General features: G+C 69.1%; 20 protein-coding genes. 10 read left to right on the top strand and 10 right to left on the bottom strand.

Annotated features, from left to right (window positions below):
* Positions 1-12: 12 nt before the first annotated feature.
* The 3 genes from ON34_RS01220 to ON34_RS01215 form a co-directional block, all read right to left on the bottom strand.
* Positions 13-1,614 carry an alpha/beta hydrolase gene (locus ON34_RS01220; protein WP_083889079.1) on the bottom strand — a complete coding sequence of 534 codons (1,602 nt, stop codon included), beginning with the start codon at positions 1,612-1,614 and terminating at the stop codon, positions 13-15.
* An 89-nt stretch (positions 1,615-1,703) separates the two neighbouring features.
* Positions 1,704-1,859: a DUF1272 domain-containing protein gene (locus ON34_RS38405; protein ID WP_157172139.1), complete on the bottom strand. Its 156-nt coding sequence runs from the start codon at positions 1,857-1,859 to the stop codon at positions 1,704-1,706.
* 208 nt (positions 1,860-2,067) lie between these two features.
* Positions 2,068-2,835 (bottom strand): sulfite exporter TauE/SafE family protein, encoded by a 768-nt coding sequence (locus ON34_RS01215; protein WP_040772993.1) that lies wholly within the window; start codon positions 2,833-2,835, stop codon positions 2,068-2,070.
* A 236-nt stretch (positions 2,836-3,071) separates the two neighbouring features.
* Between ON34_RS01215 and leuA the strand changes: the two genes are divergently transcribed.
* Together leuA and ON34_RS01205 are read left to right on the top strand one after the other, a co-directional pair.
* Complete coding sequence (gene leuA / locus ON34_RS01210) at positions 3,072-4,865, top strand: 2-isopropylmalate synthase (protein WP_040772992.1); 1,794 nt, start codon at positions 3,072-3,074, stop codon at positions 4,863-4,865.
* Between the two features lie 298 nt (positions 4,866-5,163).
* Positions 5,164-6,843: a MinD/ParA family ATP-binding protein gene (locus ON34_RS01205; RefSeq protein ID WP_085996992.1), complete on the top strand. Its 1,680-nt coding sequence runs from the start codon at positions 5,164-5,166 to the stop codon at positions 6,841-6,843.
* Between the two features lie 63 nt (positions 6,844-6,906).
* Here ON34_RS01205 and ON34_RS01200 read toward each other — a convergent pair whose 3' ends face one another.
* Positions 6,907-7,821 carry a LysR family transcriptional regulator gene (locus ON34_RS01200; RefSeq protein ID WP_040773106.1) on the bottom strand — a complete coding sequence of 305 codons (915 nt, stop codon included), beginning with the start codon at positions 7,819-7,821 and terminating at the stop codon, positions 6,907-6,909.
* Between the two features lie 111 nt (positions 7,822-7,932).
* Between ON34_RS01200 and ON34_RS01195 the strand changes: the two genes are divergently transcribed.
* The 5 genes from ON34_RS01195 to ON34_RS01175 all read left to right on the top strand — a co-directional run bounded on the left by ON34_RS01195 (position 7,933) and on the right by ON34_RS01175 (position 13,748).
* Positions 7,933-8,883: an EamA family transporter gene (locus ON34_RS01195; RefSeq protein WP_040773103.1), complete on the top strand. Its 951-nt coding sequence runs from the start codon at positions 7,933-7,935 to the stop codon at positions 8,881-8,883.
* A gap of 235 nt (positions 8,884-9,118) precedes the next feature.
* Positions 9,119-10,894, top strand: coding sequence for a hydroxysqualene dehydroxylase (locus tag ON34_RS01190; RefSeq protein ID WP_051022034.1), 1,776 nt, complete (start codon positions 9,119-9,121; stop codon positions 10,892-10,894).
* An 80-nt stretch (positions 10,895-10,974) separates the two neighbouring features.
* Positions 10,975-11,616 (top strand): pyridoxamine 5'-phosphate oxidase family protein, encoded by a 642-nt coding sequence (locus ON34_RS01185; protein WP_040772990.1) that lies wholly within the window; start codon positions 10,975-10,977, stop codon positions 11,614-11,616.
* Between the two features lie 65 nt (positions 11,617-11,681).
* A complete protein-coding gene (locus tag ON34_RS01180) occupies positions 11,682-12,920 on the top strand; it encodes a MurT ligase domain-containing protein (protein WP_040772989.1) in 1,239 nt (412 codons plus the stop codon).
* A gap of 117 nt (positions 12,921-13,037) precedes the next feature.
* Positions 13,038-13,748, top strand: a complete 711-nt coding sequence (locus ON34_RS01175) for a type 1 glutamine amidotransferase (RefSeq protein WP_040772987.1) — start codon at positions 13,038-13,040, stop codon at positions 13,746-13,748.
* Between the two features lie 30 nt (positions 13,749-13,778).
* Here ON34_RS01175 and ON34_RS01170 read toward each other — a convergent pair whose 3' ends face one another.
* From ON34_RS01170 to ON34_RS01160, 3 genes are all read right to left on the bottom strand, one after another.
* Positions 13,779-14,303 carry a hypothetical protein gene (locus ON34_RS01170; RefSeq protein ID WP_157172138.1) on the bottom strand — a complete coding sequence of 175 codons (525 nt, stop codon included), beginning with the start codon at positions 14,301-14,303 and terminating at the stop codon, positions 13,779-13,781.
* Between the two features lie 158 nt (positions 14,304-14,461).
* Complete coding sequence (locus ON34_RS01165) at positions 14,462-15,370, bottom strand: transglutaminase family protein (RefSeq protein ID WP_040772983.1); 909 nt, start codon at positions 15,368-15,370, stop codon at positions 14,462-14,464.
* A complete protein-coding gene (locus ON34_RS01160; RefSeq protein WP_085996991.1) occupies positions 15,367-18,021 on the bottom strand; it encodes a circularly permuted type 2 ATP-grasp protein in 2,655 nt (884 codons plus the stop codon). The genes ON34_RS01165 and ON34_RS01160 overlap by 4 nt, the downstream gene beginning before the upstream one ends.
* Before the next feature lie 532 nt (positions 18,022-18,553).
* Here ON34_RS01160 and ON34_RS01155 point away from each other — a divergent pair.
* Positions 18,554-19,198: a hypothetical protein gene (locus ON34_RS01155; RefSeq protein WP_040773095.1), complete on the top strand. Its 645-nt coding sequence runs from the start codon at positions 18,554-18,556 to the stop codon at positions 19,196-19,198.
* A 42-nt stretch (positions 19,199-19,240) separates the two neighbouring features.
* Here the strand turns inward: ON34_RS01155 and ON34_RS01150 are convergent, their stop codons facing one another.
* The 3 genes from ON34_RS01150 to ON34_RS01140 form a co-directional block, all read right to left on the bottom strand.
* The gene (locus ON34_RS01150) at positions 19,241-19,858 is read right to left on the bottom strand and encodes a LysE family translocator (protein ID WP_040772981.1); all 618 of its coding nucleotides are present in this window, start codon (positions 19,856-19,858) and stop codon (positions 19,241-19,243) included.
* 72 nt (positions 19,859-19,930) lie between these two features.
* Positions 19,931-20,539, bottom strand: coding sequence for a recombination mediator RecR (gene recR, locus ON34_RS01145; RefSeq protein WP_040772979.1), 609 nt, complete (start codon positions 20,537-20,539; stop codon positions 19,931-19,933).
* A 13-nt stretch (positions 20,540-20,552) separates the two neighbouring features.
* Positions 20,553-20,885 carry a YbaB/EbfC family nucleoid-associated protein gene (locus ON34_RS01140; RefSeq protein ID WP_040772977.1) on the bottom strand — a complete coding sequence of 111 codons (333 nt, stop codon included), beginning with the start codon at positions 20,883-20,885 and terminating at the stop codon, positions 20,553-20,555.
* 193 nt (positions 20,886-21,078) lie between these two features.
* Between ON34_RS01140 and ON34_RS01135 the strand changes: the two genes are divergently transcribed.
* Together ON34_RS01135 and ON34_RS01130 are read left to right on the top strand one after the other, a co-directional pair.
* Positions 21,079-21,702: a hypothetical protein gene (locus ON34_RS01135; protein ID WP_040772976.1), complete on the top strand. Its 624-nt coding sequence runs from the start codon at positions 21,079-21,081 to the stop codon at positions 21,700-21,702.
* Positions 21,703-21,753: 51 nt separating this feature from the next.
* Positions 21,754-21,969, top strand: a 216-nt coding sequence (locus ON34_RS01130; protein ID WP_040772975.1) for a MerR family transcriptional regulator, incomplete at its 3' end; no start/stop codon positions are given.

The following is a 21,969-nucleotide window of genomic DNA, read 5'->3' as shown; positions in this document are numbered from 1 at the left end:
TATCCGATTTTGCTATCGACCGAACGGCGTCTCGTCGGCGCGGCAGGTGGCCCCCGGAGCGGGCAGCTGCAAGTCGATGAGGTAGCGCTCCCGCAACTTCCGGGTGCAGTCGTTGAGCGGGGTGTGCCCATAGCCCCCGTCCACGACGACCAGCCTGGCGTTCACCAATTCCTGCTGTGCGCGCCGTGCGGCGGTCAGCGGGGTGACCGGATCGAATCGGTTGTTGACCAGCAGGGCAGAGGTGTCCGACCGCAGGATCCACGGTCCGGTGTAGCGCTGGCGATACCCCTCGGGCGGCGATGGCCAAGACGCGCAGGATTGGCGCATGTACAGCCAGAACTCGCCGTAAGTGGGGCTGACAGCGGCGAGATCCCGTGCCAGGGTAGGCCATTGGTCGGCCTGTCGCGGAAAGGCGTTGTCCGCGCAGGAGATCGCGGTGAACGAGTCGAGGAAGTCCTCCGATACGGCCGTCGCCGTCAAGATCTCGCGAACGGCGTCCGGGTTGCCCTCCGGACCGCGCTCCAGCTCGGCGAGCAATTCGGCCAGTGCGGGCCAGCCCGCTTCCGGGTCGTACAGCAGCAGCGCGTGTGATGACATCGCCTCGGAGTAGGTGACCGTGCGCGCCCGCTCACCCGCCCCCACCACGATCGGCGTTTCCCGAAGGCGGTGCAGCACAGCGTCGTTGCGCGAGCGCAGACCGGTACTACCCTGCGCTACAGCCTCGTTCGAGCCGCTTTCGGCCGCAAATGCGCAGCGCGGCCGTCCCGCCTCCGCGCACAGTCGCAGGAACTCGCTCAGCACCTGTTCGGTACCGGCGGCGGTGCTCTCGATCGAGCTTCGCGTGTCGTTGGTGTACGCGTCCGGGTCGATCATCGAGGCCAGGTGCAGCGCGCGTACCCGGTCGCCGAACAGCGCGCCGTACACCTGGCCGAGATAGCTTGCATAGGAACCGCCTTCGTACGTCAGCCGCGGTTCGCCGACCGCGCGGCGCAGCAGGTCGAGATCGCGCGCCACGTCGACGGTGGTGAGGTGCCCGAGCAGTTCGCCGCCGTGCTCGGCGCATCCCGCGGCCAGCGCACGGCTCGACGCGGCGGCTTCGCGCTCCTGTTCCGGATTCGTCGGCGGCAACCACACGCCGGACCAGAACCGTCGCTGCCGCTCGGCATTCGGGAAGCAACGCACCTGTCCGCTGCCGCCGACGCCGCGCTGGTCGAAGGTGACCACGTCGAACCGGCGCGCGATCTCGCCGCCGAACAACTCCCCCTCCGCCGCCCAGCGCAATCCCGAACCCCCAGGACCGCCGACCGCGGCGAACAAGGTGCCGATCCGCCGCTCGGGATCGGCGGCCCGCTGACGCACGACCGCGAGCGGGAGGATCGGCCCGTCGGGACGGGCATAGTCCACCGGCACGGCCGCGGTCGCGCACTCGAACTTGCTCAGCCGCGGCTCGGCGCACGGCGCCCACTCCAGCCGCGGTGTCGGCGCCGCATCGGCCTGTGCGACCAGATCCGCGACCGCCGATTCCTGGCGGCTCGGCGTCCCGGCGCAGCCGCTCGCCGCCGGTAGCACGATGACAAGGGCGACGACGACCGACTTCCAGCTACGCACGGACATCATCCTGGGCCCACGCACGGGCGGGCGTCGTCCTCCTCAGGGCTGACATCGGACCCTGAGATTCCCCGGCCGCCCTCCCGGGATCCCCACTACGCCGCCGCCCGCCGCGGCCGCCCCACCAGTGCACCGCCGCAGTTCGGGCAGACGCCCTGCAACTCGGTATCTGCATCAACGCTCCCGAAACGCAGCCGGACGAACTCCGCCCCAGCCCGTACCAGGCCGAGCGAAGGCAGAGCCAGCCGCACAACAGGCGCCGCCGAACGAACTCCGCCTGAAGCCCCACGCCAGGCCGAGCGAAGGCAGAGGCAGCCGCACAAAAGGCGCCGCCGAACCAAGTCCGTCCGAAGCCCCACGCCAGGCCGAGCGAAGGCAGAGGCAGCCGCACAAAAGGCGCCGCCGAACCAAGTCCGTCCGAAGCCCCACGCCAGGCCGAGCGAAGGCAGAGGCAGCCGCCTATGACGTCACCAGCCGGATCACCGCGATCAGGCCGACCACGACGATGACCGCGCGCAGCACTGTCGGCGGCATCCGCCTGCCCATCTTGGCGCCGAGCTGGCCGCCGATCATCGAACCGAGCGCGATCAACCCCGCCGCCCGCCAGTCGACGTCCGCGATCACGATGAAGATCACCGCGGACACGGCGTTCACGATCAGTGCGAGCGCGTTCTTCGCCCCGTTGAGGCGCTGGATGTCGTCGTGCACGAAGACGCCGAGCAACCCGATCAGCAGTACGCCCTGCGCGGCGCCGAAGTACCCGCCGTAGATACCGGCCGCGTAGATCGCGGCGAAGAGAATGGCGCCGCCGTGCTCCGGCACCGGTGCGCCGTCGTTCTCCCGCCTGCGCTTCACCCAGCTCGCCAGCCGCGGCTGGACCACGACCAGGACCAACGCCAACGCGATCAGCACCGGCACGATCGCCTTGAACGCCGCGGGCGGAAGCACCAGCAGCAGCACCGCCCCCGTGATGCCGCCGAGTAGCGAGGCGGTGCCCAGCCGTAGCAGCCGGTCCCGCTGCCCGGCGAGTTCCCGGCGATAGCCGTGCACACCGCTGAGCGAACCGGGGACCAGACCTATGGTGTTGGACACATTCGCGGTAACCGGCGGCAAGCCGAAGGCCAGCAAAACCGGAAAAGTGATCAATGTGCCCGAGCCGACGATCGTGTTGATACCGCCCGCCGCGATGCCGGCACCGAAGACGGCCAGTTGCTCCAGCCAGGTCATAGCTATCCTTCGACGTCCATTCTGGGACCGAACGGTAGCGGGTCGTCGGATCACCCGACGACGGCACCGCCCTTCCCGGCGGTCTCGCGGCACGGTAAGCTCGCGAACATCATGCAGCGGGCACTTCTTCTCGACCGCCGCGACGGGGTCTGATCGGACCGGCTCCCGTCGCGGGGTTTTGCCGCGCCGGTCGACCCAGCCCATTGGGAAAAACCACACCCACGGAGAGATTCCCCATGTCCCCTGCTGACGCGTTCGTATCCGGTGCCAAAACCATCACGGCGCCGAGCAAACCCGCCCCCGCCGACCAACCGGCGTGGAACAAGCAGAAGAACTCCTCGATGCCGACGTTCCGCTATCGGCCGTTCGCCGAGGAGGTCGAGCCGATCAGCCTGCCCGACCGCACCTGGCCGGAGAAGGTCATCGACCGGGCGCCCGGCTGGTGCGCGGTCGACTTGCGCGACGGTAACCAGGCGCTGATCGACCCGATGAGCCCGGCTCGCAAGCGCCGCATGTTCGATCTGCTGGTGCGGATGGGCTACAAGGAGATCGAGGTCGGCTTCCCCTCGGCCAGCCAGACCGACTTCGATTTCGTCCGCGAGATCATCGAGGACGGCGCGATCCCCGACGACGTGACCATCCAGGTCCTGACCCAATGTCGCCCCGAGCTGATCGAACGCACCTTCGAGGCCTGCGCCGGCGCGCAGAACGTCATCGTCCACTTCTACAACTCGACCTCGATCCTGCAACGGAAAGTGGTCTTCCGCGCCGATCGCGCGGCGGTGAAGAAGATCGCGACCGACGCCGCCACGCTGTGCCTGGAGATCGAGAAGCGCTACCCGGACACCAACTGGCGTTACGAGTACAGCCCGGAGTCCTACACCGGCACCGAGCTGGAGTACGCCAAGGAGGTGTGCGACGCGGTCTCGGAGATCATCGCGCCGACGCCGGAGAAGCCGCTGATCATCAACCTGCCCGCCACCGTCGAGATGGCGACGCCGAACGTCTACGCCGACTCGATCGAGTGGATGAGCCGCAACCTGGCCCGGCGCGAGGCGATCGTGCTGTCGCTGCACCCACACAATGACCGCGGCACCGCTGTTGCCGCCGCCGAGCTGGGCTTCCAGGCCGGGGCCGACCGGATCGAGGGTTGCCTGTTCGGCAATGGCGAGCGCACCGGCAATGTGTGCCTGGTCACGCTGGGGATGAACCTGTTCTCCCGCGGCATCGACCCGCAGATCAACTTCTCCGACATCGATGAGATCCGCCGCACCGTCGAATACTGCAACCAGCTGCCCGTGCACGAGCGCCACCCCTACGGCGGCGACCTGGTCTACACCGCGTTCTCCGGCAGCCACCAGGACGCGATCAACAAGGGCTTGGACGCGATGAAGGCCACGGCGGACGCCGCGGGAGCCGACGTCGCCGACATCGTCTGGGAAGTGCCCTACCTGCCGATCGACCCGAAGGACGTCGGCCGCACCTACGAGGCGGTCATCCGGGTCAACTCGCAGTCCGGCAAGGGCGGCGTCGCCTACATCATGAAGACCGATCACGGGCTGGCGCTGCCGCGGCGTCTGCAGATCGAGTTCTCCCAGGTGGTCCAGCGCATCACCGACGGAGAGGGCGGCGAGGTGACGCCCAAGGAGATGTGGGACGTCTTCTCCGAGGAGTACCTGAGCCCGATCCGTCCGCTGGAGCGGATGCGCCAGCGGGTCACCGCGTCGGAGACCGACGGCGGGGTCGACTCGATCGTGGCGGTGGTGAAGGTCGACGGCGTCGAGCAGGAGATCACCGGCAAGGGCAACGGCCCGCTGGCCGCGTTCGTCGACGCGATCGCGAGCGTCGGTTACAACGTCGAGGTCTTGGACTACTCCGAGCACGCGATGTCCGCGGGCGATGACGCGCAGGCCGCCGCTTACGTGGAATGCGCGATCGGCGACAAGGTGGTGTGGGGCGTCGGCATCGCCACCTCGATCACCACCGCGTCGCTGCGTGCGGTGGTGTCGGCGGTCAACCGAGCGCACTGATCGCACGGCACGGCCGGAGCGAAGGCGCAGGTACTCCTGTCCCGCAAGGTGTCCGGCGAGGGCGCCGCGGCGGTTCGTCCGCGCGGCGCCCGATCTCGCTGGCGCATACCGCTTGTCGATGGCGTGTCGCGCGGCGCGTCTGCCCTTCCCTACCGTGACACGGCGTAGCGAACCCCGTGCTAGCGTGGATTCGCACTCCAAGCGCCGAGCTCTCTGCTCGAACTCCCGAGCAGATGGGGGAACCGTGACAACAAACGACCACAATCCGACCTCTCCGCCCTGGCTGCAGAGTCATTCCGTGGACACGGCCGAAGTCACCGAGGCGGAGTCGTCGGCCACCGGCCCGTCGACCGAGCACACCGGCGGTGTGGAAGCGAAGGAAGCCGACGTGGCGGATGGGCTGGATCAGCCGGACGCACAGCCCGAACAGCCGGAGCCGCAGGGCTCGACCGAGCAGACCACTGTCTACCCGCATGCCGCCGGACCCGTGCCGTCGTCCTACGGTCCCCCGCCGTCCGGGCCTCCTGAGTCGTACGGCCCCCCAGAGTCGTACGGTCCGCCGCCGTCCGGTCCCACCGAGTCGTACGGTCCGTACTCCGCACCGGGCGCCGGTGTGTACGCGCCACCGACCTTCCCCGGGGAGCCGTTCCCTACCGGCGCGTTTCAACCTTCGCCGAGCCACAGCGGTAGCCACCCCATCCCCGGGCAGGGTCACGAGCACAGCTACGACGAGTACCGCCAGGAGATCGGTCCCGACGGCTTGGTCCGGCGCGTACCCGTCGATCCCGCGCAGCCGGAACCAGCTGCGCCGCAGCACGATCAACCCGGCGGGCCGATCTACAGCTGGGCTCCGCCGCCCCCGCCGGTGACGCATCAGCCACCGCCGCCCGCCTATCAAGCGCCGCCGCCTGCGTCACCGGTCGGGCAACCCCAGGGATCGGGTTGGCAGAGCGGGCCGAATCCGCACCAGGCCGCACAGCCGTTCCAGCCGCAGCACGTGCCGCAACCCGGGCAGCCGGGGCACTCGGTGAACGATCTGAATCTGCTCCGGCGGGCCCGCAGGGCGCCGCGCAGTGGCTGGCGCCGTGCCGTGCACAAGGTTTCCGGCGGCATGATCAACCCGGGCGAGTCGGCCGCCGACATCGTCTATCAAGACTTGGTCGACCGGGTGAATCAGCCTGTGCGCGGCGACTATCGGATCGCGATCCTCTCGCTGAAGGGTGGCGTCGGCAAGACCACGACGACGGTCGGTCTCGGTTCCACGTTCGCATCGCAGCGCGGTGACCGGGTGATCGCGATCGACGCCAACCCCGACCTCGGCACGCTGGCGCATCGCGTGCCGCGCCAGACCAGGTCCACCGTGCGCAACCTGCTCGAGGACCAGAACATCAGCAGGTACTCGGACGTGCGGGCGCACACCTCGCAGGCGCCGAGTCGTCTGGAAGTACTTGCCAGTGAACAGGACCCGGCGGTCTCCGAGGCGTTCAGCGAGGCGGACTACCGCAAGGCGATCGGCATCCTGCAGTCGTTCTACAACATCATCCTGACCGACTGCGGCACCGGCTTGATGCACTCCGCGATGGCGGGCGTGCTCGACATGGCCAGTTCGCTGGTGCTGGTCACCTCCCCGGCCATCGATGGCGCGCGCAGCGCGTCGGCCACCCTGGACTGGCTCGACCACCACGGCTACGGCAAGCTGGTGGAACGAACGGTCGTGGTGGTGAACGCTTCCCGGCGCGGCGCGTCGACCGTCGATCTCGACCAGTTGCGCAAGCTGTTCCTCGACCGCACCCGCGCGGTGCAGGTGGTGCCGTTCGACGACCACCTCGCCGAGGGAGCCGAGATCGATCTGGAACTGGTGAGCAAGCCCACACGGCGGGCGCTGCTCGAGCTGGCCGCGATGGTGGCCGACGACTTCAACTACGTCGGCACGCAGTCCCAGCAATCCTACCGTTACCCTGGGCAGCCCGGAATGTGACCGGTTCGCGCGACACCGCACATCACCGCGGCGCGGTGATGTCGTGACGCTCGGGAAACCGGCCTATCCACCGGCTTTCGCGGAGTCGGCGGTCGCCAGCGCGGCGGCCGACTCGAAGGCCGCGAGCACCGCGGCGATGGCCGGACGCGCGTCGGCGCGCGGGCGGGTGGCCAGTTCGTACATCCGGGCGGCGCGCACACCGGACAGCCGCAGCACCGCGAGCGTGGGATCGCCCACCGCGTAGCGCGGCATGAGCGCGACGCCGTAGCCCGTGGCGACCAACGCCTCGATGACGCGGAAATCGTTGAGACGCTGCGCTATGCGCGGTTGCACGCCGGTCACGGTGGCGATCGAGCGCAGCACGTCGTCGACCGGGAAACCGCCGCGCACACTCAGCCAGGTCTCGTCGGCCAGTTCCTCCGGCGCGACGGCCGAGCGCCCGGCGAGCCGATGCGTCGCGGCCGCGACCACATCGATCGGTTCGCGCATGAGCACCCGGGTCGCGACGCGTGGATCGGCGATCGGCGCGGCGCGTTCGTCGCGATGGGTCAGCACCACGTCGTAGTCGGCGAGTAGTCGCGCCACCTCGGAAGGGGGCACGTCCTCGTCTCGTGCGACCACGTCCACACCGCTGTCCGCCATGCCGCGCAGCGCGTGCGGCAGCAACAGCGCGCCACCCGAAGGGAATACCGCGACGCGGACCCGGCCGCGCGGGGAACCGCGATAGTGCGCCATCTCCGCGACCGCGCGATCCATCGCCGCGAGCACCTCGTCGGCGCGCACGACCAACGCGCGCCCGGCGTCGGTGAGCCGGACGCGTCGGCCGTCGGGTTCGAGCAGTGCCACGCCCGCTTCCCTGGCCAGCACTTTGAGCTGCTGGGAGACCGCGGAAGGCGTCATCGACAACGCGGCGGCGACGGCGGCGACGGTGCCGCGATCGGCGAGTTCACGCAGCACGCGCAGCCGTTCCACGGCCATGGGCGGGCCTGGCACAGCCTTCTCGGATCCGGAGACCATTAAGCGACACTACATTATTTGTCCATATTTATTCGATTGTTCTGATGGTTGGTCGGCCGCACGATGAAACGCGTGACCACTCGCGATCGCCTGCTCGGCTGCACCGTCGTCCTGCTCTGGGGCCTGAACTTCCTCGCCATCCGGGTGGGGCTCGACCACTTCCCGCCGTTCTTCTTCGCGGCACTGCGTTTCGCGGTGCTGGCGATTCCCGCGCTGCTGTTCATTCCGCGCCCGCCGGTGCGGATGCGCTGGATCCTGCTGTACGGCGTCGGTTTCGGCATCTTGCAGTTCGCGTTCCTGTTCACCGCCATGCGCGTGGGCATGCCGACCGGGCTGGCTTCCCTGGTGCTGCAATCCTCCGCGCCGTTCACCGTGGTACTCGGTGCCCTCATGCTGGGCGAGCGGATTCGGCCGGTGCAAGTCGCGGGCATCGCCGTGGCGGTCGCCGGAATGGCGGTGATCGGTTGGGACCGGCTGGAACACGCCACGCTGCTTCCGGTGCTGCTGACGCTGGCGGGCGGGCTGGGCTGGGCATTCGGCAACATCGGCGCGCGCTTGGCGGGTACCGAGGCCCCCGGTGTCAAGCCGCTGCACCTGATGCTGTGGACCACCGCCATCCCGCCGGTGCCGCTGTTCGCGCTGTCGGTGTTCACCGAGGGGCCGACCACCGGTCTGCACGCCCTCGCCGACTCCTTCTCACTCGCCGGTTGGCCCGCCCTGGTGGCGCTGGCTTATATCGCGGTCATGGCCACGGTCGTCGGCACCGGACTGTGGACCTATCTGATGGGCCGCTACCCGGCGGGCATGGTCGCCCCGTTCTCGCTACTGGTTCCGGTCGTCGGGATAGCCGCGGCCTGGGCATTCCTCGGCGAGGCCCCTACCGTGCTGTCGCTTGCCGGTGGTGTGGTGGTGATCACAGGAGCCTTTGCCGCGACGGCGAGCAAGCCGCGTCCGGCACCCGTGGACGCCACCGTCCCGCCGACGCAAGCTCTGATAGGTGCGGGACGACCCGCCGGGACCTGAGGAAACGGGACGATCAGCTTGCTGAGTGCTGATGCGCCGGTCAGGGAGAACCGACCGGCCGAGGCGCTGCTCGTCCTCCACGGGCAGGCGGATGCTCGGCACGTTCGGTACCGCTCGACCGCTCGAGATATCCCCCAACTGGGTTTGCGGGGTCGATGCGCCCGGGAAGATTTGCGGCTTTACAGTAGTGCCCGAGCGTGAAAGTTGGTCCCGAAGCTAGACAGCAGATCGGCGCATGGCAGAACATCGGTGGACCGTCTCGCGAAGGGCATTGCTTCGTGGCACGGTGGCGGCAGGGGTGGCAACGGCGGGGGGACTGACGGCGGGCGCGCTGCGACCGGCGCCGGTAGCGGCGAGTCCGGGCGGTCCGCGGGTCGCGGTCCTCGGCGGCGGTGTCGCCGGTCTGACCGCGGCGCATGAGCTGGCCGAACGTGGATTCCGGGTCACCGTCTACGAAAAGCGCGCCTGGGGCGGCAAAGCCCGCAGCGTCGGAGTGCCGGGCACCGGAGCAGAGGGACGGCCGGACCTCCCCGGGGAACACGGGTTTCGCTTCTTCCCCGGCTTCTATCAACATGTGCCGGACACCATGCGCCGAATCCCGTTCCCGGGTAACCCGAATGGCGTCTGGGACAACCTCGTCGCGGTGCCCGAGGCGCGCTTCGCCCGGCTCGGCGGCGACGACTTCCGCGTGCCGCTCGGTGCGCGCGCCCGCGCCGGGTTCACCCCGGAAGGCTTCCGCGAGACGCTCGGCGCCACCCTGGCGACCGCACTGAAAATGCCTCCCAGAGAAGGCATCTACTTCGCCGAACGCCTGCTGGTCTTCAACTCCAGCTGCGATGCCCGCAGGCTCGGTCAGTGGGAGCAGACCTCCTGGCACGACTTCGTCGGCGGCCACGCGCGCTCGCACGAGTTCCGTGCGCTGCTGTCCCGCACACTGACCAGCATCATGGTCGCCGCGAAGGAAAACGTGGCGAGCGTGCGCACCATCGGCACCATGGGCGAACAGTTCCTCGGCAATCCTTTCGAGATCGGCAACGACGGCGGACTGGACCGTGTGCTGAACGGCCCGACAAACGCGGTCTGGATCGACCCGTGGACGCGGCGAATCCGCGAATTGGGCGCGGAATTCGTGCTCGGCACCGAAGTTCGCGGGCTGGAGGTGCGCGATCGCCGGATCACCGCTGCCCGCGCGGTGGACGAGACCGGCGCCGAGCGCACCATCGAGGCCGACTACTTCGTCGTCGCGCTCCCCGCCGAGCAGGCCCGCACGCTGTGGTCGCCGCAGGTGCTCGCGGTGCGGCCGGAATTGGCCGGGATGGACCGGCTCGTCACCGACTGGATGAACGGCATCCAGTTCTACCTGCGCCGACCGGCCGACATCTCGCGCGGCCACGCCGCCTACATCGACGCGCCGTGGTCGCTCACCTCGATCAGCCAGAATCAGCACTGGCGCACCAAGCTCACCGAATTCGGCGACGGCAGCGTGCAGGACTGCCTGTCGGTGGACATCTCCGACTGGAACACCCCCGGCATACTGTTCGGCAAATCGGCCAAGGAATGCACGCACGAGGAGATCGCTCGCGAGGCATGGGCCCAGATCAAGGCTCACCTCGACGATCGCGGTGACGTGCTGCGCGACGCCGACCTGCACTCCTGGTTCCTCGACCCGGGCATCAGCTGGCAGCAGGGGCAGCGGCGCAACGCCAACGCCGACCCGCTGCTGATCAACACGGCCGGTTCCTGGGAGTACCGGCCCGCCCCGCACGGCGCGCTGGAAAACCTGTTCCTGGCAGGCGATTACGTGCGCACGAACGTCGATCTGGCCACCATGGAGGGCGCCAACGAATCCGCGCGCGCCGCGGTGAACGCGCTACTGGACGTGGCCGGTTCGAACGCGCAGCGCTGCCGGTTGTTCACGCTGTACCGGGCGCCGGAACTGGAACCGCTGCGCCGGATGGACGCCGACCGCTACGCGGCCGGGCAGCCGAACATGTTCGACACGCCGGTCTGAGCCCGGCCGGGCGACCGGTCCGCCTCCGCCCGAACGCAATTCGATCGCCACACGGTCCCGGGCGGTGCTTGAATCGAAATATGCGCGAGAGCACCGTCCCGATCCAGATCACCAACGCGGCGGACCTGCGGCAGTTGCTCGGGGAAGTCATGCCCCGCGCCGCCACCAAGGAACGGGTCGCCCTGCACGCGCGGGACCGGGAGTGGATCGCGCACTCCCCGTTCCTGGTGATGAGCACCAGCGACGCGGACGGCAACTGCGACGCCTCGCCGAAGGGTGATCCGGCCGGGTTCGTGCACGTGCTCGACGACAGGACGCTCGCCATCCCGGAGCGTCCCGGCAACCGGCGCGCAGACGGCTACCTCAACATCCTGGCCAATCCGCACGTCGGCCTGCTGTTCCTGATCCCGGGCCGCCGCGAGACGTTGCGGATCAACGGACGAGCCCGGCTGGTGCGCGACGCCCCCTACTTCGACGACATGGTGGTGCGCGGCCACCGCCCGATCCTCGCCGTCGAGGTGGACATCGAGCAGATCTTCTTCCACTGCGCCAAGGCGTTCATGCGCAGCCATCTGTGGGAGCCGCAACAGTGGCCCGTCGACACCCTGCCGAGCCCGGCCTGCCTGGTCAAAGAGGTGCAGAAGGACGTCACCGAGACGGTCGAGCAGCTGGAGCGCTACTACTCGCCGGAGAATTACGAGGCGAAGCTCTACCGCGACTGAGCCGGGTGGTCCACGCCACTGGCCCGCGACGCGCCCGGATCGCGGGGCGAACATAGACTCGCGACGTGGCAGACATATCGGTGCGCGGACGACTGGCGCTGGCGGCGGCGGGCGCGGCGTCCTGGGCCTCGCAGAAGGCGGGTCGCGGCAAGGGTTCGATGATCGGCGGCCTGATCGCGTTGAAGATCGATCCGACGGTCATGGACCAGCTCGGACGGCAGCGGCGCACCGTGCTGGTCACCGGCACGAACGGCAAGTCGACCACCACCAGGATGACCACCGCCGCGCTCAGCACGCTCGGCCAGGTCGCGACCCAGGCCGACGGCGCCAACATGGACGCGGGCATCGTCGCCGCGCTCAACGCGCACCGGCGCGCGCCGCTGGCCGCGATCGAGGTGGACGAACTGCATCTGCCGCACGTCACCGACGCGCTCAACCCCTCGGCGGTGATCCTGCTGAACCTCAGCCGCGACCAGCTCGACCGGGTCGGCGAGATCAACATGATCGAGCGCAAACTGCGCGCGGGCCTGGCGAAGCACCCGGCCACCGTGGTGATCGCGAACTGCGACGACGTGCTGGTCACCTCGATCGCCTACGACCACCCCAATGTGGTGTGGGTAGCCGCGGGCAGCGGCTGGGCGATGGACGCGACCAGCTGCCCGCGCAGCGGCGAGCCGATCGTCTGGGAGGGCGCGCACTGGCGCAGCACCGGCGCGGATTTCCAACGTCCCGAACCGGATTGGTGGCTGGACGGAGACGATCTGGTCGGCCCCGGCGGCGCGCGTTTCCCATTGCGGCTGGCGCTGCCGGGGCGGGCCAATCGCGGCAATGCCGCACAGGCGGTGGCCGCCGCCGTCGCGCTGGGCGCCGACGCCGCGCAGGCGGTGGCGGCAGCGGGCACGGTGCGCGAGATCGCGGGCCGCTACCGCACCGTGCAGGTCGGCGAGCACGACGCGCGGCTGCTGCTGGCGAAGAATCCGGCCGGGTGGCAGGAGGCGCTGTCGATGATCGACCCGGCCTCGGCGGGCCTGGTCATCGCGGTGAACGGCCAGGTGCCCGACGGCGAAGACCTCTCCTGGCTGTGGGACGTGCGGTTCGAGCACTTCGAAGGCGTGCAGGTGGTCGCGGCGGGCGAACGCGCCACCGACCTCGCGGTACGGCTGACCTACGCCGGCGTGGCGCACACCACGGTGCCGGACCCGGTGCGCGCGATCGCGTCCTGCCCGGCGGGCCACGTCGAGGTGCTGGCGAACTACACCGCGTTCCGTGATCTCAACCGCGACCTCGAGCAGCGGACGGCATGAGCCGGACCGCGCAGGGCTCCACGCAGGCCAGAAAGGACCCGGCATGAGCGGGCAGGCCCGGAGGCGGCAGCGAAGCGTGACCACGGAGGGATTCGCGCAGGCCAGAAAGGACACAGTATGAGTGAATCGACCATTCGCATCGGCCTGGTTCTGCCGGACGTGATGGGTACCTACGGCGACGGCGGCAACGCGCTCGTGCTGCGTCAGCGGCTGCGTATGCGCGGCTACGACGCCGAGATCGTCGATATCACGCTGCCCGACCCGGTGCCCGATTCGCTGGACATCTACACCCTCGGCGGCGCGGAGGACTCCGCGCAGCGGCTGGCCACCCGGCACCTCCAGCGCTACCCCGGCTTGCAGCGGGCGTCCGCGAAAGGCGCTCCGGTGCTGGCGATCTGCGCGGCGATCCAGGTGCTCGGCCAGTGGTACGAGACCTCGGCGGGCGAGCGGGTGGACGGCGTCGGCATGATCGACGTCACCACGTCGCCGCAGCACAAGCGCGCCATCGGCGAGGTGACGACCACACCGCTGCTCGACGGGCTCACCGCGCCGCTCACGGGCTTCGAGAACCACCGCGGTGGCACGAAGCTCGGCGGCGACGCGACCGGCCTGGCGCGGGTCTCGCGCGGGGTCGGCAACGGTGTCGGCGACGGGCTGGAGGGCGTCGTCCAGGGTTCGGTGATCGGCACCTACATGCACGGCCCCGTGCTGGCCCGCAACCCCGAACTCGCCGATCTGCTGCTGATGCGCGCCCTCGGCGTCACCGAACTGGCTCCCCTCGACCTTCCCGAGGTCGACCAGCTCCGCCGCGAGCGCCTGCGCGCCTGAACCACGGCTCGGTCCGCAGTGTGGCGAGTCTCAGTTGTCGGTTCGCCACAAGATCCATTCGGGGTTCATCGACCAGTACCCCAGTCGGCCACCGAGGGTCTCGCCGACGTCGCTCATGGTGTCGTCGGCGATCTTGCCGAACGCGGACACCGACACGACTTGCAGCTGCCAGCGGCCGCCGTGCCCGGCCGGGCCGAGGTTGACGCAGACCGAGGGACGCAGGCCTGCCGTCTCGAGTTCGTCCCAGGCCCGGCCCAATTCGTCGATGGTCGGACGGTTGTTCACCCACTCGACCGACGACAGGCCACCCATCAGCGAGTGCCATCTGACCGGTGCGTTGAGCTCGCAGACCCACGGTCCGGCGTCGGTTTCGGGCACATCGATGCCGTACACCTCCGGGTGCCACCGGCGTGGTTCGGCGGTCCACGGCCGCAGGATCAGCCACAGCGCATCCGGGAGACCTTCCGCCCGGATCTGCTCCACCAGCGTGCGCAGGTGCTCCTGGGAGATGTCCGGCCGGAATCCGAGCTCGTCCGCTGTCCACGTGTCGGTCATGTGCTCGCTGTTCATACGTCCCCATTCCGGCGTCAGGTCCCCGAAACTCCGGCTGGTACCGCGGCGCCGCCGGACGGTCGGCTACGGGTTACCTACGATGCTTCCACAGTTCCCGGCCCGCGCACGCCGAGAGCCGAGCCTGTGACCAGCCAGACAGTTCACCCGTCGACCTCGGAAACGTCGACGGAGACGGTGATGACGCTGTCTTTTGCGTCGGTGTAGATGATGCCGCGCAGCGGAGGTACGTCGGCGTAGTCGCGGCCCCACGCCACGGTGACGTACCGCTCGTCGCCGAACTGGTCGTTGGTGGGATCGAAATCGATCCAGTGACCGGCGCGGTCGTGTTCGCCGGAGCCGGGCAGCCACACGGCCGCCCAGGCGTGGGTGGCGTCGGCGCCGACCATCCGCTCCTTGCCCGGGGGCGGATCGGTGGCAAGGTAGCCGGACACGTACCTGGCTGCCAGACCGTGCGACCGCAGGCAGGCGCAGGCCAGTCGCGCGAAATCCTGGCAGACGCCCGCGCGGTCGGCGAACACGTCGGCCACCTTGCTCGACACCGTCGTGGCGCCCGACATGTAGGTGAAGTCGGTGTAGATGCGGGTGTTCAGCTCGGCCACCGCGTCCAGCAGCGGTCTGCCCGGCCGGAGAGACTCGGCCGCGTACGCGACGATCTCCGGAGTGATCTCCTGCGGATGCAGGTCGAGGGCGAACTCCGCGGCCAGCGGTCCATTCGCGCCGGTCGGACGCGCTACCTCCCACCGCTGCGCGGCGGCGGCCGGATCGATGACGGGCGCGTCCACCTCCACCAGCGACGCACCGGTGACGGCGAGGACGTGATGCTGGGCTGTGACATGGAAAAAGGAGGTGATGTTGCCGTACACGTCCGCGCCGACCGACCGGTCCGACGGCGTCGGCTCGATGTGGATGTCGTGTGCCAGCAGCCGTTGACCTGGCAAGTCACGCGGCGTCAGATACGCGCGGCCGTACGAGCTGATGACCTCCCCGGAATACGAGTACGTGGTGCGGTGCTCCACTCGATAGCGCCGGGCCGCGCCGCCGACGATCATCCGACGACCTGCGTGCTGCCCCAGAGTGGCTGAAACCCGACCGGCAGCGACAATGTGGTGGTCTCGAACGATTCGGACAGCTTGCGCAACCGCGAGTGCACCCCGTCCAGGAGTTCGGCCAACTCGTCGCGCCGATCGTCGGTGTCGGTGACTTCGAGGTCGTCGGGGTCCAGGCGCCGCAGCATTCGTTGCGCGTCCGCGAGTAGCCGCCGCGGGCGCGACGATCGCGCCGCGCCGGGCAGCGCACGGAAATCGGCGTCCAGGCGGTCCAGTTGGTACGCCAGCGATCGCGGGTTGCCGGTGTCGAACAGCAGCAACCCCGCGACGGCGGCGATCCGCACCGAATCCCGGTGCCTGCGCCGGTAACTCACCGACGACTCCGCGACGCGCAGCACCCATTCGGTGACCTCCCGCTCGGTCTCCTCCGGATACTCCTGGACCAGCGCGGCCGACAGCAGCGCGGTCAGCGTGAGTCCGCGTTCGATGCGCTTGCCGATGTCCATGACGTACCAGCCGGGTTCGCGTACCAGCGATTCCGCGTCGATGCCGGACAGTGCGAGCAGACCGGCCAGGGTCAGCGAATGCACCTGCGAGAGCTCCGCCTCCTGGTCGCTCGCGGTTCCGCGGTAGTCGGCCAGTGCTCGGTCGACCGCGCCGAGGATCATCCAGGTGTCCACCGACAGCTGGTCGCGCACGGCTCGCGCCGCGATGCCGTACCGGTCGACCGCGAAGGCCAGCGACCCGGCCAGCTCCCGGTCGACCGTCAACGCGACGAGGTAGTCGTGCCCCTCGCGCGAGGCCGAATCCTGCTGCGCTGCAAGGTCTTGTACCTCCGGGCCGAACATCCCGTCGGTCGGCGCGGCGGTGGCGGTGGTCCGGCCGACGGCGGCCAGCAGGACCGGCAGCGCGTCCGCGCCCTCCAGCCAGGGACGGTAGCGGAACTCCTGATAGCGCTCATGGGTGGCGATCAGCAACCGCGCGGTGGCCTCGCCGCGCTCGCCGTAGCGGCCCATCCAGAACAGATCGTTGAGCACACGCGGGGAACTGATCGATTCCACGACCGGGACGGTGGGCCGCTCGCGTTCCTCCCGCGGCGGCTCGGCGGCGACCGCGGCGGCGGTGGTCGGCGCCGCCCGTACCCAGATGTCTTTGGCGGCCACTTTGATCACGGCGCGATCGGGCGCGACGCGCTCACGCACTTGGCCGAGACCACCGGACATCACGGTGTAGCCGCCCCGCCGGGCCAGCGAGAACAGCCGCATGCCGACCGGAGCAGCGGCGAGTCCACCATGTTCCCGCACGGCGGGCGCGACGGAGAACTGCGCCGGTTCCTGACCGACCCACTGCCATCCGCACGCGTGGATCCTGGCGATCACGTCGTCACGCTGCTCACGGCTCAGTTCCGGTCCGAACAGCGTGGCGCCGTCGACCGCCGAGCGGATGACCAGCGTGTCCAGATTCGCCAGCAGGTGTGCGCGCTCCCGGTCGTCGCCACCCCAGTACGACGGCGCGCTCTCCAGCAGCAGGTCCTCCCCCAGCAGCGAGCGCGCGAGCCGAGGCAGGAACCCGGCCAGCGCCGGATTCTCCAGCAGCCCGCTGCCCAGCGTGTTCACCACGGTCACCGCGCCGCGCCGCAGCACCTCGACCAGTCCCACCACGCCGAGCCGGGAATCCGGGCGCAGGTCCAGCGGATCGGAGAACTCGGCGTCCACCCGCCGCAGCACCACATCCACCCGCTTCAGCGTGCCCAGCGACCGCATCCACAGCGACCCGTCGCGCACCACCAGATCCGCGCTTTCCACCAGCGGAAAGCCCAGCGTCGAAGCGAGGTACGCCTGATCGAACGCGGTCTCGGAGTGCACGCCCGGGCTGAGCACCACGATCACCGGTTCATCGTCGTCGGCCTGTGCCGACTCGATCAGCATCGCCCGCATCGCCCTGGCGAACGGCGTCAGCGGCCGCGGATTGGCGTGCTCGAACGACTCCGGGATCGCGGTCGCCACGACCCTGCGATCGGCCAGCGCGTATCCGCCGCCGGACGGCGCCTGCGCTCGGTCGGCGATCACTCGGAACCGGCCGTCGCTCCATCGGCTGAGGTCGCAGGCGTGCAGGAACAGCTGATGCCGCCCCGGCACGGTGATGCCGTGCGCGGCTCGCACGTAACCGCGGTTGCCGAACACGACTTCCGGCGCGAGCAGTCCCGAACCGAGTGTCCTGCGCGGACCGTAGATGTCGGTGAGTACCTCGTCGAGTAGTCGGGAACGCTGTTCCAGGCCCGCCTCCAGCCGGGTCCAGTCGTCCGCGGAGACCAGCAGGGGGATCGGGTCGAGGCGCCACGGGCTCGGCGCCGCGCTTTCGGCCGACGCGCCCGCCTCGAAATAGGTGATGCCGTCGTCATCGACCAGCCTGCGCACCCGGCTGTCCAGCCGGTCGAGTCCGTCGCTGCCGAGGTTCACGAAATCGGCGGACAGCTCCCGCCACATCGGCCGCACCTTGCCCTCGGCATCGACCAGTTCGTCGTAGTAACCCGCGGTGGGCCTGCCGCATTCGTCATACGCGGCGCTGTCGGCACTCTCGGCGCGGTAGCGCGCGAACTGCTCGCTCGCATTCGCACCGGTCGCCGTCTCTCGCGGCTCATCGCGCACCGCCACCGCGCCGACCTCACTTCCGCCATCAAGGATGCTAAACAGTCGCCGGAATCCCGCATACGTTCCGTATCAGACATGCGGCGAGCGGGCCCCGCGTACTGGAATCGGTGAGCTGTGCTGCCATTTTCGCACGTAACAGCCCCGGAGACAGACGGAGTGAGGAACGATACCCGCCACAGAGAAAAAGTTGCGACATGATTGCTGAATGATCGAGAAACTGTGGCAACACACGCGACAATGGTCTCGCCGCACCCCTTGCGGCGCCGACATCACCGAATGACAACTCCGATCTCTCCAGGAGGTCACATGCGCACAACAGGTTGTTCATCCTGCGACTCAGCGTTCGACCACTGCCACGGAACCTTGATCGTGCATGCGGGCCGGATTTCCGAATGCACCGATGAGCGGTGCATCGATCCCGCCCATGCTCGACACGACTTCGTCATCGATTGCGGCGATCTCGCGGGCGGCTGCCGGTGCACCGAGGGCGACGCGACCCGTCGGCGGGTTTTCGCAGTTCCGTACCCTGGCCGAGGTGAGCTATGACCACGTGTTGCTGCCTTCCGGTGTCGCGTCGTCGATCGCGCAGGTCGACGCCTACCTGAGCACTCAGCAGGGCATACCCGAAGCGGGGGTGGTGGCGCAGATCGCCGCCGAGCTCAACAGACGCGACGCGGAGCTACCCGAAGAGGACAGCTTTCTCAGCACCGCCCCGGTGGGCGGCGCCGCGACCGGCGCGGCGCTGTACGTCTCCTGCCCGTATGACGCGATCGGATTCGTACGCCACCTGCTGTTCGAACTCGCGACGCCACTGAACTACGCCGTCTACGACCCGCAGCTGGCCTGGCTGATCGATCCCGCGGGGCACATCCCGGCCACTGTCACCCACGGCGGCGCCGGTGAGTTCCCGTACCTGACCAAAGCGCTTGTCGAGCAGTGGGTTCCCGAGCTGAGCCCGCCGAACCCGTACCTCGTCGTCGAGCGCGGCGAGCAGTTCTATATCCAGACCTACCGCGAGAACACCGGGGTCTACACCCTCGAATATCGGGACGGCTCCCCCGACAAGCACTTCGGCACCACGGTCGCCGATCCCGCCACCGTAGCCGCCCTCATCTGGGAATGGGCCAACGACAACCGGACCCGCTTCCCCAGCCTTCCCTGGTCCCGCGTCGAACTCTGAATCGCCAACCGCCGAGCGCGCCTCCCCGCTCCGGACGTCCGCTCACTGGTTCTGCGTGGCCAGACGTCCCGCGAGGGCGACGAAGGAAGCGCCGAAGGCTCTGCGCATCCACGTCACCACGGCCGGACGCGAGATGACCTGGTCGCGCACCGCGGCCGCGCAAGCGCCGTAGATCGCGAACACCACGAAGGTGGCGAGCATGAAAATGCCGCTCAGCTCCAGCATGCGCGCCAACGCGTTCGGCGCGCCGCTGGGCACGAACTGGGGCAGGAACGCGAAGAAAAAGATGGTCAGTTTGGGGTTGAGGATGTTGAGCAGCACCGCTGAGGTGATCACCGTCCGCGCCGAGGGCGTGGCCTGCTCGGTCTGCTCCGGGACCGCGAGCGCGCCCTTGTCCCGGAACGTGGTCCATGCCATGTACAGCAGGTAGGCGACTCCGAGGTACTTCAGCGTCTGGAACGCGACCGCGCTGGCGTTGAGCACCGCGGCCAAGCCGGTGATCGCCGCGATCATGTGCGGAACGATGCCGAGCGTGCAGCCGAAGGCCGCGATCACGCTGGCCCTCGCGCCTCGCGACAGACCGGCCGCGAGGGTGAACAGCACCCCGGTACCGGGAGTGGCGACGATGACGAGCGTCGTCAGAACGAATTCGATGCTCATCCCCGACACAGTAACCCACGTTCGCCGCCGCGCAATCCCCTCCGGCGCAATGGGTTGTCGCGCGATCAGCGGCTACAGCGCGCGCCGCCCGGACAGCGCGCGACCGAGGGTCAGCTCGTCGGCGAACTCCAGGTCACCGCCCATCGGCAGACCCGAAGCCAGCCTGGTCACGCTCAGGCCGGGAAAGTCGCGCAGCATCCGGACCAGATAGGTGGCGGTGGCCTCGCCCTCGGTGTTCGGATCGGTCGCGATGATCACCTCGGTGACGTCGACGCCGTCCTCCTGATTCGCGATGCGCGCCAGCAACTCCCGGATCCGCAGCTGATCGGGGCCGATACCGCTGAGCGGATCGAGCGCGCCGCCGAGCACGTGATAACGGCCGCGGAACTCCCTGGTGCGCTCGATCGCCTGCACGTCCTTGGGCTCCTCGACCACGCAGATCATGGTGCGGTCGCGCCGCGGGTCGGCACAGATGCGGCACAGCTCGCCGTCGGAGACCGTCCCGCAGACCACGCAGAACCGCACGCCGTCGCGCACCTTCTGCAGGGCGGCCTGCAACCGATCGATCTCCGGGGGCTCCACCTGCAGCAGATGAAAGGCGATGCGCTGCGCGCTCTTCGGACCGACGCCGGGCAGCTTGCCCAATTCGTCGATCAGATCCTGGACCGGACCCTCGTACAACTGCTACCTCGGCTCAGAAACCGGGCAGCGATCCGCCGCCGAAACCACCGGACAACGGTCCGAGCCGTTCCGCGGCGAGACGCTGCGCGTTCGCCATCGCGTCGTTGACCGCGCCGATCACCAGGTCCTGCAACGTCTCGATGTCGTCGGGGTCGACGGCCTTCGGGTCGATGGTCAGCGACACCACCTCACCGGTCGCCTTGATCGTGACCCGGACCAGCCCGCCGCCCGCCGCGCCGTCCACTTCGCTCGCCGCGATCTCGGCTTGGGCCTCCATCACCGCCTGCTGCATCTGCTGCGCCTGGGCGAGTAACTGTTGCATATCGAACTGACCACCTGGCTGCACGGGAGGGTCCTCTCTGGAGAAGGTGTCATCGGCCAGCCTAGTCCTGCCGCACCGGATGTCCGGCGCGGCCCGATCGGTCCGAGGTGTTCGACGCGTTGCCGGTAACAGGTTGGGTAGTTCCCGTAGAGAAACATCGAGCTCGTCCTACCATCGAACCGGGTCGGCGACCGATGCGGCAAATCTGGAGACAGCGATGAGGGCATACCGTTTCCTGAGCAGCGTGCTGCTCACCTCGATCCTCCCCGGCGTCTTTCTGGTCGCCGCCAGCCCGGCGGCGTCCGCCGACGCCGACTCCGCGGCCGCGGCCGAGGTGCTCGACGCGGAAGTCATCGACGCGGAACCCGTTCCCGCCGTGGCCGACTACGGCGGCGGCTGCGTTCTCTACCCGGACGACAAGGCGGCCACCGTCGCTTCGCTGCGGTTTCGCTGCTCGCCGGAACAGCAGGACGTCATCTTCCGCGACGCGCCGCTCGGCGCGGTCCCGATGGGCGTGAAGGCAGGCTGGGTGGCCCGCCCGCCGATCATGCAGTCTCTCGCGCCGCCGTTCTGGATCGGCAAGACCTTCTACACCGGACCGGACGGCGGTTATCTGATGAACCGTCTCACCGGCGCGGGCATCGAAGGCTGGCGCGCCGACGTCTATGCCGCGCCCGCCCTGCTGGACGGCGGCCCCGCCTGGGCGCTCAACTACACGCCGTCGCCGACGCCTCAGGTGTACGACGAAATCCGCGAGGTCACCCCCGGCGTGTGGTTCGGCTACTCGTGGTGGCGCGGCGCCTTCCAGACCACCCTGCTGCTGACCTTCGTTCTCGCCTAGCCGCCGGGGTGCGGTTGACCCTCCCGTCACTGGAGGGTGTTGGCTGAGGCCATGACGGCGACCGTCCCGATCGGGGAGTTCTCCAGGCTGAGCCACCTCAGCGTGAAGACGCTGCGCTACTACCACGAGATCGACCTGCTCACTCCGGTCGACATCGACGCGAGTTCGGGTTATCGGCGGTACTCGACGGCGCAGGTAGAGCAGGCGCAGCTGATCCGGCGGCTGCGCGCGTTGGACATGCCGCTTCCGGAGATCCGCGCCGTGCTC

The sequence above is a fragment of the Nocardia pneumoniae NBRC 100136 genome (assembly GCF_000308755.1).
Classification (GTDB): domain Bacteria; phylum Actinomycetota; class Actinomycetes; order Mycobacteriales; family Mycobacteriaceae; genus Nocardia; species Nocardia pneumoniae.
Note: the sequence above shows the minus strand (reverse complement) of the source record. Positions and strands in the feature narration are given on the sequence as shown.